The sequence below is a fragment of the Rhodococcus sp. NPDC076796 genome (assembly GCF_040702765.1).
Taxonomy (GTDB): domain Bacteria; phylum Actinomycetota; class Actinomycetes; order Mycobacteriales; family Mycobacteriaceae; genus Rhodococcoides.
Genome location: NZ_JBFBMS010000003.1, coordinates 125,191 through 138,336 on the forward strand (window position 1 = coordinate 125,191; position 13,146 = coordinate 138,336).

At 65.3% G+C, this 13,146-nt stretch carries 10 protein-coding genes; 6 read left to right on the forward strand and 4 right to left on the reverse strand.

The window, feature by feature from the left end:
• Nucleotides 1-44 precede the first annotated feature (44 nt).
• On the forward strand, nt 45-1,010 hold the full coding sequence (locus AB0366_RS10785; RefSeq protein ID WP_366243946.1) for a quinone oxidoreductase: 966 nt from the start codon (nt 45-47) through the stop codon (nt 1,008-1,010).
• Nucleotides 1,011-1,035: 25 nt separating this feature from the next.
• Here AB0366_RS10785 and AB0366_RS10790 read toward each other — a convergent pair whose 3' ends face one another.
• The gene (locus AB0366_RS10790; RefSeq protein ID WP_366243947.1) at nt 1,036-2,043 is read right to left on the reverse strand and encodes a heme o synthase; all 1,008 of its coding nucleotides are present in this window, start codon (nt 2,041-2,043) and stop codon (nt 1,036-1,038) included.
• 411 nt (nt 2,044-2,454) lie between these two features.
• Here AB0366_RS10790 and tkt point away from each other — a divergent pair, with 411 nt between their 5' ends.
• From tkt to pgl, 5 genes are read left to right on the forward strand one after another with little or no spacing between them, the layout of a single operon-like run.
• Complete coding sequence (tkt, locus tag AB0366_RS10795) at nt 2,455-4,554, forward strand: transketolase (RefSeq protein WP_366243948.1); 2,100 nt, start codon at nt 2,455-2,457, stop codon at nt 4,552-4,554.
• Between the two features lie 3 nt (nt 4,555-4,557).
• Nucleotides 4,558-5,682, forward strand: coding sequence for a transaldolase (tal, locus tag AB0366_RS10800; protein ID WP_366243949.1), 1,125 nt, complete (start codon nt 4,558-4,560; stop codon nt 5,680-5,682).
• A 6-nt stretch (nt 5,683-5,688) separates the two neighbouring features.
• On the forward strand, nt 5,689-7,245 hold the full coding sequence (gene zwf, locus AB0366_RS10805; RefSeq protein ID WP_094615170.1) for a glucose-6-phosphate dehydrogenase: 1,557 nt from the start codon (nt 5,689-5,691) through the stop codon (nt 7,243-7,245).
• Nucleotides 7,242-8,150, forward strand: a complete 909-nt coding sequence (gene opcA / locus AB0366_RS10810) for a glucose-6-phosphate dehydrogenase assembly protein OpcA (RefSeq protein ID WP_183130148.1) — start codon at nt 7,242-7,244, stop codon at nt 8,148-8,150. Before zwf ends, opcA begins: the two co-directional genes overlap by 4 nt.
• On the forward strand, nt 8,143-8,889 hold the full coding sequence (gene pgl / locus AB0366_RS10815) for a 6-phosphogluconolactonase (protein WP_366243951.1): 747 nt from the start codon (nt 8,143-8,145) through the stop codon (nt 8,887-8,889). The genes opcA and pgl overlap by 8 nt, the downstream gene beginning before the upstream one ends.
• A 234-nt stretch (nt 8,890-9,123) precedes the next feature.
• On the opposite strand, the gene ppc is transcribed toward pgl, so the two are convergent.
• The 3 genes from ppc to tpiA form a co-directional block, all read right to left on the reverse strand.
• Nucleotides 9,124-11,955 carry a phosphoenolpyruvate carboxylase gene (ppc, locus tag AB0366_RS10820; RefSeq protein ID WP_366243952.1) on the reverse strand — a complete coding sequence of 944 codons (2,832 nt, stop codon included), beginning with the start codon at nt 11,953-11,955 and terminating at the stop codon, nt 9,124-9,126.
• A 51-nt stretch (nt 11,956-12,006) separates the two neighbouring features.
• The gene (gene secG, locus AB0366_RS10825; protein WP_068050526.1) at nt 12,007-12,240 is read right to left on the reverse strand and encodes a preprotein translocase subunit SecG; all 234 of its coding nucleotides are present in this window, start codon (nt 12,238-12,240) and stop codon (nt 12,007-12,009) included.
• Nucleotides 12,241-12,358: 118 nt separating this feature from the next.
• Nucleotides 12,359-13,144 carry a triose-phosphate isomerase gene (tpiA, locus tag AB0366_RS10830; RefSeq protein ID WP_366243953.1) on the reverse strand — a complete coding sequence of 262 codons (786 nt, stop codon included), beginning with the start codon at nt 13,142-13,144 and terminating at the stop codon, nt 12,359-12,361.
• Nucleotides 13,145-13,146 lie beyond the last annotated feature (2 nt).

Below are 13,146 nucleotides of genomic sequence, written 5' to 3' on the forward strand. Positions count from 1 at the left end.
GATCTGTGTACCTGGGTGCGACGCGCCCGTGTAGAACGGTGTTCATGCGTGCCATTCGAATCGACAACACCGGCGGACCCGAGGTCATGAACATCGTCGACGTTCCGATACCCACGCCGGGACCCGGTCAACTCCTGGTTCGGATCGACGCCGTCGGCATCAATTTCATCGACACGTACTTTCGGCGCGGACTGTACCCGCGCGCGCTGCCGTACGTTCCCGGCGACGAGGGATCAGGGGTGATCGAACAACTCGGAGCGGACGTCACCGGTTTCGCACCGGGACATCGCGTCGCCTGGGCCACAGCACCGGGTAGCTACGCGGACTACGTCCTGGTCGACGCCTCGTCGGCCATCGCGGTACCCGAAGGCGTTCCCGCCGATCAGGCTGCCTCGGCACTGCTGCAGGGCATGACGGCGCACTATCTGATCGAATCCACCTACCCGGCCCAGCACGGTGAGACCGTCCTGGTGCACGCCGGCGCAGGTGGCGTCGGGCTGCTGTTGACGCAGATGGCGGTGGCGAAGGGCGTGAACGTGATCACCACGGTCTCCACGGATGCGAAGGCAGAGCTGTCCCTGCATGCCGGTGCCGCCCACGTGTTGCGCTACGAGGAGGACATCGCCGCACGCGTGCGCGAGATCACCGACGGCGAGGGCGTCCATGCGGTGTACGACGGCGTCGGCGCCGACACGTTCGAGGCAAGTTTGGCGTCGCTTCGGATCAGAGGGACGCTGGCTCTGTTCGGTGCGGCGAGCGGTCCGGTCCCGCCCATGGATCCGCAGCGGCTGAACGGTGCAGGATCCCTGTTCCTGACCAGGCCCACGCTGGCGCATCACATACGGGACCGAGCGGAACTGGAATGGCGGGCCGGTGACGTGTTCGCAGCGATGGAGAGCGGAGCGCTCACCGTCCAGGTGGGTGCGCGCTATGCGCTGGAGGACGCGGCGCAGGCCCATATCGATCTCGAGTCACGCAGGACGACCGGGTCCATCGTTCTGGTTCCCTGAGATCCGGATCTCGGCGGACGCTCGCTCAGGAGAGAAGCTGGGCGAGCGTTTGCCAGCCGAGCACCGAGTCGACGGCAAGGCCGCAGAACACCAGTGCCAGGTATTCGTTGGAGAGAATGAACAGCTTGAGGGGCTTGACCGGGGTTCCCGCTCGCACGCCTGCGTACAGGCGGTGCGCCACGACGAGGAACCACACTCCCGACGCGACGGCGACGGCCGCGTAGACGACGCCCGAGCCCGGCGCCAACGCGAGCGTTGCGGCAACGGTGGCCCATGCGTACAGCACGATGTGCTTGGTGACCTTGGTTTCCGAGGCGACCGCAGGCAACATCGGCACGTTGGCGGCCTGGTAGTCCTCCTTGTAACGGAGCATGAGCGCCCAGGTGTGCGGCGGCGTCCACAGGAAGATGACCAGGAACATCACCAGCGCCTGCCACCCGATCGTGCCGGTCACGGCGGACCAGCCGATCATCACCGGCATACAACCGGCCGCGCCACCCCACACCACGTTCTGCGAGGTGCGCCGCTTGAGCACGAGTGTGTAGACGAAGATGTAGAAGCAGATGGTGACGACGGCAAGCACACCGCTGAGCAGGTTGGTGGTGGCCCACAGCCAGAAGAACGAGAACACACCCAGGACGAGCCCGAAGATCAGGGCGTGCGAGACGGGCATGGCACCGCGGGCGAGTGGGCGCTTCTCGGTGCGCTTCATCACCTTGTCGATGTCTGCGTCGACCACCATGTTCAGCGTGTTGGCGCTGGCCGCGGCCAGCATTCCGCCGAACAGCGTGGTAAGGATCAGCCACGGATCGACGTTTCCTCGGTCGGCCAGCAGCATCGCCGGAATGGTCGTGACGAGGAGGAGTTCGATGACCCGGGGCTTCGTGAGCGCGACATACGCAAGAAAGAGTGCGAATGCTCTGCGCGGGGCGGACGTCACCGGCGCGGCCTGCGTGGGCTCACCCTTGTCGTCTGCTCCGAATCCGGGGCCGCCGGCGAAACCGTGTCCGCCCGGCTGCTGCCCAATTCGCACTGCGTCTCCTCGCACGACTGTCGTTCTCTGGCGCTCGGCCACTTGCTCGCGTGCCACCGGCACGCGGGTTGACTCTCCACGGCGACGCTTCGGCGCCTGCGCGCACGCGCGGTCCTCCGCAACTACCACCGCGGGGGCCGACTAACGTGCGCCTACTACGACCGATGGTAGACGGCTGGGTTTGCACCTCCAATTCGCAGGGCACCCAAAGTGAGGAATATGTCGCCTACGAGTAACCCGCGCGCAATCGCCCGGGGGAAGGCACGACAGTAGGGTCGGACGGAACTAGGCTGGTGAAGGACGTCCTTCGGCACCGACTGCGCACGTGCTTCTCCCAGGCGCATCGCAGTTGCCGCCGAGTGACGATTCCTCGGAGCCACAACTCGAACGAATGTCAGGAGATTTCTGCTCGTGTCGATCACAGACGATATTGACGTCCTCACCACGGCGCACCACCCGAGCGACTGGACGGACCTGGACACCCGAGCGGTCGACACCGTTCGTGTTCTGGCAGCGGACGCAGTGCAGAAGGTCGGCAACGGCCACCCCGGAACCGCGATGAGCCTGGCCCCCCTCGCCTACACCCTCTTCCAGCGCACCATGCGCCACGACCCCACCGACACGCACTGGATCGGCCGCGACCGGTTCGTGCTCTCGTGCGGGCACTCGAGCCTGACGCTCTACCTGCAGCTGTACTTGGGCGGCTTCGGACTCGAGCTCGCCGACATCGAGGCACTGCGCACCTACAAGTCCAAGACTCCCGGACACCCCGAGTTCCGCCACACCGACGGCGTCGAGATCACCACCGGCCCGCTCGGCCAGGGGCTCGCCTCGGCCGTGGGCATGGCCATGGCGGCGCGCCGCGAGCGTGGCCTGTTCGATCCCGAGCCCGCTCTGGGAGGGAGCCCGTTCGACCACTTCATCTACGTGATCGCGTCCGATGGAGACATCGAAGAAGGCGTCACGTCCGAGGCGTCGTCGCTGGCCGGTACTCAGCAGCTCGGCAACCTGATCCTGTTCTACGACGACAACAAGATCTCGATCGAGCACTCCACCGACATCGCCCTCAGCGAGAACACCGCCGCGCGCTACGAGGCCTACGGCTGGCACGTCCAGGTGGTCGAAGGCGGCGAGAACGTCACCGCGATCGAAGAGGCCGTCGAGGCTGCCAAGGCCGTCACCGACAAGCCGTCGATCATCGTGCTGCGCACCATCATCGGCTTCCCGGCCCCCACCATGATGAACACCGGTGCAGTCCACGGTGCCGCACTGGGCGACGAGGAGATCGCGAAGGTCAAGCAGGCACTCGATTTCGACCCCGCCAAGACGTTCGAGGTCACCGACGAGGTCATCGGCCACACCCGCAAGCTGCAGGAACGCGGCCGCAAGGCCCACGCCGAGTGGACCGTCGAATTCGACGCCTGGGCCGCGCGCGAGCCCGAGCGCAAGAAGCTGCTGGACCGCCTGACCCAGGGCACGTTGCCCGAGAACTGGACCGACGTTCTGCCCACCTGGGAGCCCGGCAGCAAGGCCGTCGCGACACGTGCGGCGTCGGGCGAGGTCCTCAACGCCGTCGGACCCGTTCTCCCGGAACTGTGGGGCGGCTCGGCCGACCTCGCCGGTAGCAACAACACGACGATCAAGGGTGCGAAGTCCTTCGGCCCGACGTCGATCTCCACCGATGACTGGGACGCCGAGCCGTACGGCCGCACGCTGCACTTCGGCATCCGTGAGCACGCGATGGGTGCCATCCTGTCCGGCATCGTCATGCACGGCCCGACCCGCGCCTACGGCGGAACGTTCATGCAGTTCAGCGACTACATGCGGCCTGCGGTTCGGCTCGCGTCGCTGATGGACATCGACCCCATCTACGTGTGGACCCACGATTCCGTGGGCCTCGGCGAGGACGGCCCGACGCATCAGCCGGTCGAGCATCTCGCCGCGTTGCGGGCCATCCCCAACCTGTCGGTGGTACGCCCCGGTGACGCCAACGAAACCGCATTCGCATGGCAGGCAGTGCTGGCCAAGTCCAGCAGCAGCGGACCCGTCGGCCTCGCGCTGACGCGTCAGGGCATCCCGATTCTCGAGGGCACCAGCTACGAGGGCGTCTCCAAGGGCGGATACATCCTCGTCGAGTCGTCCAAGGCGACCCCCGACGTCGTGCTGATCGGCACCGGTTCCGAGCTGCAGTACGCCGTGGAGGCACAGAAGCAGCTCGAGGCGCAGGGCATCGCCGCCCGCGTCGTCTCGATGCCGTGCGTCGAGTGGTTCGAGAGCCAGGATCAGAACTACCGCGACCAGGTGATTCCGCCCACCGTCAAGGCCAGGGTGTCGATCGAAGCCGGTATCGCGATGCCGTGGTGGAAGATCGTCGGCGGCTTCGGCGAGATCATCTCGCTCGAGCACTACGGCGAATCTGCCGACGCTGCAACACTTTTCCGCGAGTTCGGCTTCACGGCCGAGGCCGTCACCGCAGCCGCACAGCGCTCCATCACCAATGTGAAGGGATAATTCATGACCCAGAACAAGAATCTCGCAGAGCTCTCCGCCGCCGGAATCTCGGTATGGCTGGACGACCTGTCCCGTGATCGCATCCGATCGGGCAACCTGAAAGACCTGATCGACACCAAGAGCGTCGTCGGAGTGACCACCAACCCGTCGATCTTCCAGGCAGCCCTGAGCACGGGCGAGGCCTACGACGAGCAGGTCAACAAGCTCGCCGGTGAAGGTGCCGACGTCGAGACCACGATCCGCACGGTCACCACGGACGACGTTCGCGAGGCCTGCGACATCCTGATGCCTCAGTACGAGGCAAGTGCAGGCGTCGACGGCCGGGTATCGATCGAGGTCGATCCCCGCATGGCGCACGATGCCGACAAGACGTACGAGCAGGCCGTCGAACTGTGGAAGATCGTCGACCGCCCGAACCTGCTCATCAAGATTCCGGCCACCGAGGCCGGAATCCCCGCTATCGCCAAGGTGATCGGCGAGGGCATCAGCGTCAACGTCACGTTGATCTTCTCCGTCGAGCGCTACGAACTGGTGATGAACGCCTACCTCGAGGGTCTCGAGAAGGCGCGCGCAGCCGGTCACGACCTCGACAAGATCCACTCGGTCGCGTCGTTCTTCGTCTCCCGCGTGGACAGCGAGATCGATTCCCGACTCGATGCGATCGGCACCCCCGACGCCGAGGCACTCAAGGGCAAGGCCGCTCTGGCCAATGCTCGTCTCGCCTATGTGGCGTACCAGCAGATCTTCGAGGTCGCTCCTCGATTCCGCGAGCTCGTCGGTAGCGGCGCGCGTCCGCAGCGTCCGCTGTGGGCGTCGACCGGCGTGAAGTCCGACGCCTACCCCGACACCATGTACGTCACCGAGCTCGTCTCACCGAACACGGTGAACACGATGCCGGAGAAGACCATGGACGCGGTTGCCGATCACGGCGAGGTCGTCGGCGACACGGTCTCGGGCAAGGGACCGGAATCGCAGGAGATCTTCGACCGCATCTCGGCGCTCGGTATCGACATCACCGATGTCTTCGTGACGTTGGAGAACGAAGGCGTCCAGAAGTTCGAGGCCGCCTGGAACGAGTTGCTCGAGGCCACCGGCGAGCAGCTTCGCCAAGCAGGTCAGAAGAGCTGACCGACTGTGCCCACCGCAGAAACCGAACCTCTCCATTCCGCGGACTGGCTCAACCCTCTCCGCGACGCGCGAGACAAGCGGCTCCCCCGTATCGCGGGCCCGTGCAGCATGGTCATCTTCGGAGTGACCGGCGATCTCGCGCGTAAGAAGCTCATGCCTGCGGTGTACGACCTGGCGAACCGGGGGCTTCTACCCCCCGGTTTCGCCCTGGTCGGATTTGCCCGGCGGGAATGGCAGAACCAGGACTTCGCCAAGATCGTGCACGACTCCGTGCGCGATCATGCGCGGACACCGTTCAGCGAGGAAGTGTGGAACACCCTCGCCGAGGGATTCCGGTTCGTCCAAGGCTCCTTCGACGACGACGACGCCTTCGACGAGTTGTCACGAACACTGACCGAGCTCGACGAGACCCGCGGCACCGGCGGCAATCACGCCTTCTATCTGTCCATCCCGCCCAGCGCGTTCCCCGTCGTCCTCGAGCAGCTGTCGCGCTCGGGACTGGCGCAGAGCAAGGACGGCAATTGGCGACGCGTGGTCATCGAGAAGCCGTTCGGACACGATCTGCAGAGCGCGAAAGAGCTCAACGCGGTCGTGAACCGAGTGTTCCCCGAGGACACCGTGTTTCGTATCGACCACTATCTCGGCAAAGAGACGGTGCAGAACATCCTGGCACTGCGCTTCGCCAACCAGCTGTTCGATCCGATCTGGAATGCGCACTACGTCGACCACGTTCAGATCACGATGGCCGAGGACATCGGATTGGGCGGTCGCGCAGGCTATTACGATGGAATCGGCGCCGCCCGCGACGTCATCCAGAACCACCTTCTACAGCTTCTCGCCATCACTGCGATGGAGGAGCCGGTCAGCTTCAACCCCAAAGAGCTGCAATCGGAGAAGATCAAGGTGCTCTCGGCAACCAAACTTGCCGAGCCACTCGATCGAACCTCGGCGCGCGGTCAGTACTCCGCGGGTTGGCAGGGCAGCCAGAAAGTGAAGGGGCTCAAGGAGGAAGAGGGTTTCGACTCGGAGTCGAACACCGAAACTTACGCCGCCATCACCCTCGAGGTGGACACGCGGCGCTGGGGTGGGGTGCCGTTCTATCTGCGTACCGGCAAGGCACTCGGGCGCCGAGTCACCGAGATCGCGATGGTGTTCAAGCGCGCTCCACACCTGCCCTTCGATGCCACCATGACCGAAGAACTCGGTCAGAACGCGTTGGTGATCCGAGTCCAGCCCGACGAGGGTGTGACGATGCGGTTCGGCTCCAAGGTGCCGGGATCGAGCATGCAGGTGCGCGACGTCAGCATGGACTTCAGCTACGGCCAGGCGTTCACCGAATCCTCTCCGGAGGCATACGAGCGCCTCATCCTCGACGTGCTGCTCGGGGAGCCGTCGTTGTTCCCGGTCAATGCCGAAGTGGAACTGTCGTGGAAGATCCTCGATCCGATTCTGGAGTTCTGGGCTTCCGGTGGCACCGCGGAACCGTACGAAGCCGGTACCTGGGGGCCTTCCTCGGGTGACGAGATGATGCACCGCACCGGACGCGAATGGAGAAGACCGTGATTGTCGACATTCCCGCCACGACGACGGCCGAGGTCGGCAAGAAGCTGGTGGAGGTGCGTGAGGCAGGCGGTGCGGTGACCATCGGCCGGGTGCTGACACTGATCGTCGCCAGCCGAGATCCGGCCAAGGCCGAACGAGCGATCGACGCAGCGAACGAGGCGAGCCGTGAGCATCCGTGCCGCGTGATCGTGCTCATCCACGGAGACCGATCCGCCGATTCGAGCCTCGACGCCCAGATCCGTGTAGGCGGCGACGCCGGTGCATCGGAGGTCGTCGTGTTGCGCCTGAACGGCGAACTGGCCGATCACGAGCACAGCGTCGTCATCCCGTTCCTGCTGCCCGATACCCCGATCGTGGCGTGGTGGCCGGACGAGGCGCCGACCGTTCCGGCGAAGGATCCGCTGGGACGCTTGGCAATTCGGCGGATCACCGATGCCACCAACTCCCCCGACACCACCGCGACGATCAAGGGTCGACTGAGCAGCTACACCGAGGGCGACACCGATCTCTCCTGGAGTCGCATCACCTACTGGCGCGGCCTGTTGGCCACCGCGCTCGACCAGGCTCCTTTCGAGGCCGTCGTCTCGGCCACGGTGTCGGGACTGGCCGAGGAGCCCGCACTCGACATCCTGGCCGGTTGGCTGGCCGCGAAACTGGACGTGCCGGTCTACCGCCGTGCGGGTGAGCTGAAGGTGGAGCTGATCCGAGAGAACAGCAGCATTTCGCTGACGCGACCGCAGACCGGTAAGACCGCAACCCTGCGGCGCACCGGTCAGCCCGACGCCGAGGTCGCACTGGCGCGTCGTAACACGCGCGAGTGCCTCGCCGAGGAACTGCGCCGACTCGACACGGACGAGATCTACGAACTCGCCCTGCACGGACTGTCGAAAGTGAGCTATGAGTAAGACATCTGTACTTCAGTACTTGGACGCGCAGGCCCTGGTCGACGCAGCCCGATCGCGCTTCGTCGACGTGGTCACAGCCGCGCAGGCCGAGCGAGGCTCCGCGTCGGTGGTGCTGACCGGCGGTGGCACCGGAATCGCGCTGCTGGAGGCGCTACGAACGGACTCCGGGTCGATCGACTGGGGCAAGGTCGACATCTATTTCGGCGACGAGCGCTTCCTGCCCTGTGGAGATCCTGAGCGCAACGAAGTTCAGGCCTCGGAGGCGCTGCTCGATCACGTCGATGTGCATCCGGATCGGGTGTTCCGGATGGCCGCGTCCGACGGACCGCACGGGAGCGACCCCGAGGTGGCCGCGGCAACGTATGCGCAGATCCTGCATTCCGGATCCGAAGGTGAGCCGACTCCCCGGTTCGACGTTCATCTCCTCGGAATGGGCGGTGAAGGCCACATCAATTCGCTCTTCCCCCACACCGATGCAGTGCGCGAGCAGCATCGCTTCGTCGTGGCGGTCGAGGACTCCCCCAAGCCCCCGCCGGTGCGCATCACCCTGACGCTGCCTGCGGTTCGCCGCGCACAGCACGTGTGGTTGCTCGTCTCGGGAGCGAACAAGGCCGAGGCCGTCGCTGCTGCGGTGGGCGGGGCCGATTCCGACGACGTCCCGTCGGCCGGCGCGCTGGGCACCGAATCGACGGTCTGGTTCCTCGACGCCGGCGCAGCGTCCAAGCTGGACACTGTTTGACCTCGGACCCGACAGCTGCCGAGCTAACTGGGTTCGGCCCCGAAGTCGCGTTCCCGAGGTTCGCCGTCGTTCTCGACGGCATGAGGCTCACACTGGATGTCTGATCGTCCGATCCGCCTACCGTTCGCGCGGTAGGCGGATCCGTTTCGCCAGGTGTCCGTCGAGCTGCTGCACTGCCTCATACCTCGTTGGACGCGATCGACTGCCGACCGGTTCCTCGCCCCTCGTACGGGACTAACCGCTGTTGCGCAGTGCCGTCGCGAGACCGTTCATCGTCAGCAGGATTCCTCGCTTGACGCGTTCGTCGTCGTCACCGTTTCGGTAGCGCCTGAGCATCTCCACCTGCATCTGGTTGAGCGGCTCGAGGTACGGGAATCGGTTGTGCACGGAGCGTTCGAGCGACGGGTTGTCTTCGAGCAGGCGACTGTGACCGGTGATCTTCAGGTACATCCGCACAGTCGTCGCGTGTTCGGCCTCGATCATGCCGAAGATCCGCGCACGCAGGTCTGCGTCGGGAACCAACTCCGCGTACCGAGCAGCGATGCCCAGATCCGACTTGGCCATGACCTGCGCCAGGTTGGACAGAACGGTCTGGAAGAACGGCCACTTTCGATACAGGTCGGTCAGCACCTCGAGCTTGGCATCGTCGTCGCCGACCCACTCCTCGAACGCCGAACCTGTTCCGTACCACCCGGGCAGCATGACGCGGCACTGACTCCACGACATCACCCACGGGATGGCGCGCAGGTCGTAGACCGAGTTCGTCGGCTTCCTCGATGCGGGACGCGATCCGATGTTCAGCTCGCCCACCTCGGCGACCGGCGTCGACGTGCGGAAGTACTCGACGAAACCGGGCTCCTCGTGCACCAGCCTGCCGTATGCGGCGCGGGCCTTCGCGGCGAGGTCGTCCAGGATGTCGTATGCAGCTTCTGCGCCGTCCCCGAGACCCTCCACGTCCAGCAGAGTCGATTCGAGCGTTCCCGCGACCAGAGACTCGAGATTGCGACGCGCCATGGACGGCTCGGCGTATTTCGCCGCGATGATCTCGCCCTGTTCGGTCAGCCGCAGCGACCCCTGCACCACGCCCGGCGGTTGCGCCAGGATCGCGTCGTAGCTGGGACCGCCGCCGCGGCCGACGGTGCCGCCGCGTCCGTGGAAGAGCCGCAGGCGAATACCCGTCTTGCGTGAGGCCTCGAGCAGATCCAGCTCGGCGCGGTACAGCGCCCAGTTCGCTGCCAGATACCCGCCGTCCTTGTTCGAGTCCGAATACCCGAGCATGACTTCCTGATTCATGCCGCGCCCGGCCACCAGCGCGCGATAGATCGGGACGTCGAGCGTGGCGAGCAAGGTCGCGGCACCTTGCTGAAGATCCTCGATGGTCTCGAACAGCGGAACGACACCCACCGTCGACGTGGGCGCCGAGCCGTCGGTGCCCGGGTCGAAGATGCCCGCTTCCTTGAGCAGCAACGCCGCTTCGAGCATGTCACTGACCGACTGACACATGCTGATGATGTAGTTCTGGATGGTGTCGGGGCCCAGGTGGTCGATGGCCTCCTTGGCGGCCCTGACGATGCCCAGTTCCTTGGTGGCGAGCTCACTGAGCTGCGCGTTGGGGCCGACGAGCGGCCGCCTGGTCGTAAGTTCCTGCGACAGCACCGAGACCCGCTCGTCCTCTCCGAGGGACATGTAGTCGGAGTGAACACCGGCCCAGGCCAGCAGCTCGGCGACCACCTCTTCGTGGGTCTCGGAGTTCTGCCGCATGTCCAAGGCCTGCAGATGGAAGCCGAACGTCTCGACCGACTGTCGGAGCCGCAGCAGTCGATCGTCGGCGATCAACGCATCACCGTCCGCTCGCAACGCCCGGTCGATGATGTCGAGGTCGTCGAGGATGTCCTGCGGGCCGCCGTACTGCTGCGCCCCGAGGTCCACCCCGGATACCGGCACCGCGTCGAGTACCGCCTCGGCGGTGGCAGTGAGCCGGGCCCGGATGCCGACGACGGCGACCCGATACGGTTCGTCCGATCGGCGATCGTCCGGTTCGGCCGATGCGCCGGCCAGGGCGGCGAGATCCTCGGTGACGTCCACCAGGCGCGCGGACATCGACAGTTCCTTCTCCAAGGCGACCAGCTCGTCGAGGTAGTGCTCGAACGCGACGTATCCGGCCTGATGTGTCGCCGTGTGTACCACGTCGGCGGTCACGTTCGGATTGCCGTCACGGTCGCCGCCGATCCACGATCCGGGGCGCAGAATCGGCCTAGGCAGCAGGTCGTCCTCGGGCCACCGCGCACGCAGCGCCGCACGCACATCCGCGTTGAGGGCAGGCATGACGTCGAAGAGAGACGACTCGAAGTAGCGGAGGCCGACCTCGATCTCATCCTGAATTCGCAGACGAGACAACCGAATCAGAGCTGTCTCCCACAGGGTCAGCACTTGCCTGCGGATCTGCACATCGATGGCGGCCAGTTCCTTCGCCGCACTGGCGGCCTTGCCCTCGACCGCCGCAGTGGCAACATCGCGGCGGCGCATCAGCTCGGTGATCTTCGACTGCACGTCGAACACGGTCCGGCGACGTGTCTCGGTGGGGTGTGCGGTGATCACCGGAGCCACCAGAGCATCCGTCAGCGCGGCGGCCACCTGCTCGCGCGACGGTGACGCGGCATCGATCTTGAGCCAGGTGGCGTCGAGACTGCTGTCCTGCGGCGGGTCCTCGCGGTCGAGGTGAATCGCGCGACGACGTTCGCGGTGCAGATCTTCGGCAAGATTGGCAAGAAGCGAGAAGTGGCTGAACGCGCGAATGAGTGGAACTGCCTGTGCCACTTCCACATCGGTGTAGCGTCCGACCGAATCGTCCCGCTCGATCTCGGATCTGCGAACCGCGAAGGATTCGACACGCGCTGCCTCGATGAGGTCGAAGACGTCCTCGCCCTCGTGCTCGCAGATGATCTCACCCAGGATGCCGCCGAGATAGCGGATGTCCTCACGGAGAGGCTCTGTCAACTCCCGACCCTGAGCTGTCGGTGGGACGAAAGCTGGGGAACCGACTGACTCGTAGGAGGATTCGCTCATCCACCCAGTATCGTCGCTCCGTCACCAACTCGCACTCGGAGCCGAATCCGATCAGGTGTACTTGATCTCCAGACCGATACCGAGGATGGCGATGAGCCAGATGATGCCGGTGAAGACCGTGAGGCGATCGAGGTTCTTCTCGACGACGGTGGAACCGGAGAGGCTGGACTGTACTCCGCCACCGAACAGGCTGGACAATCCGCCGCCCTTGCCGCGATGCAGCAGGATCAGCAAGATCAGCGCCAGGCTGGTGACGACCAGCAGAATATCCAGAAACAGATCCATGTCCACCTCAAACTCGATTCGATGCCTTCAGCAGCCTACCTGGCCCCGCGAACGGCTTCGGACACCCCGCCGACGCGAGGTGTCCGAAGCCGTTTGTTGCAGCGTTGCCGATGGCCGATCAGGGCAGGGGTCCACCTGCAGCGATGGCCGACAACGTGGCGAACTCCTCGGCCTTGAGCGAAGCGCCGCCGACCAGTGCGCCGTCGACGTCGGGCTGACCGACGATCTCGCCGACGTTCTTCGCATTGACCGATCCGCCGTACAGCACGCGCACGCCCGCGGCGACCTCGTCCGAGGACAGCGACTTCAGTTCCTCGCGGATGGCACCGCACACTTCCTGAGCGTCCGACGCCGACGCGACTCGGCCGGTGCCGATGGCCCACACCGGCTCGTAGGCGATCACGATCTTGGAGATGTCCTCGGCCGACAGTCCGTCGAGTGACCCACGAAGCTGCGCGACGTTGTAGGCCACGTGCTCACCGGCCTCACGGATGTTCAGACCCTCGCCGATGCACACGATCGGAGTGAGTCCGTTCTTCAGCGCCGCCTTCGTCTTGGCGAGCACGACGGCGTCGTCCTCGCTGTGCAGCGTGCGTCGTTCGGAGTGACCGACGACGACGAAGGTGCACCCCAGCTTGGCCAGCATGGATCCGCTGATCTCGCCGGTGAAGGCACCCTTGTCCTCGGACGAGACGTCCTGCGCACCGTAGGTGAGCAGGAGTTTGTCGCCCTCGACCAGGGTCTGCACGCTACGGATGTCGGTGAACGGCGGGATCACCGTCACGTCGACCTTGTCGAAGTACTTCTCGGGCAACGAGAAAGCGATCTTCTGCACCAGCGAGATTGCCTCGAGGTGGTTGAGGTTCATCTTCCAGTTGCCCGCGATGAGCGGCTTACGTGCCATGC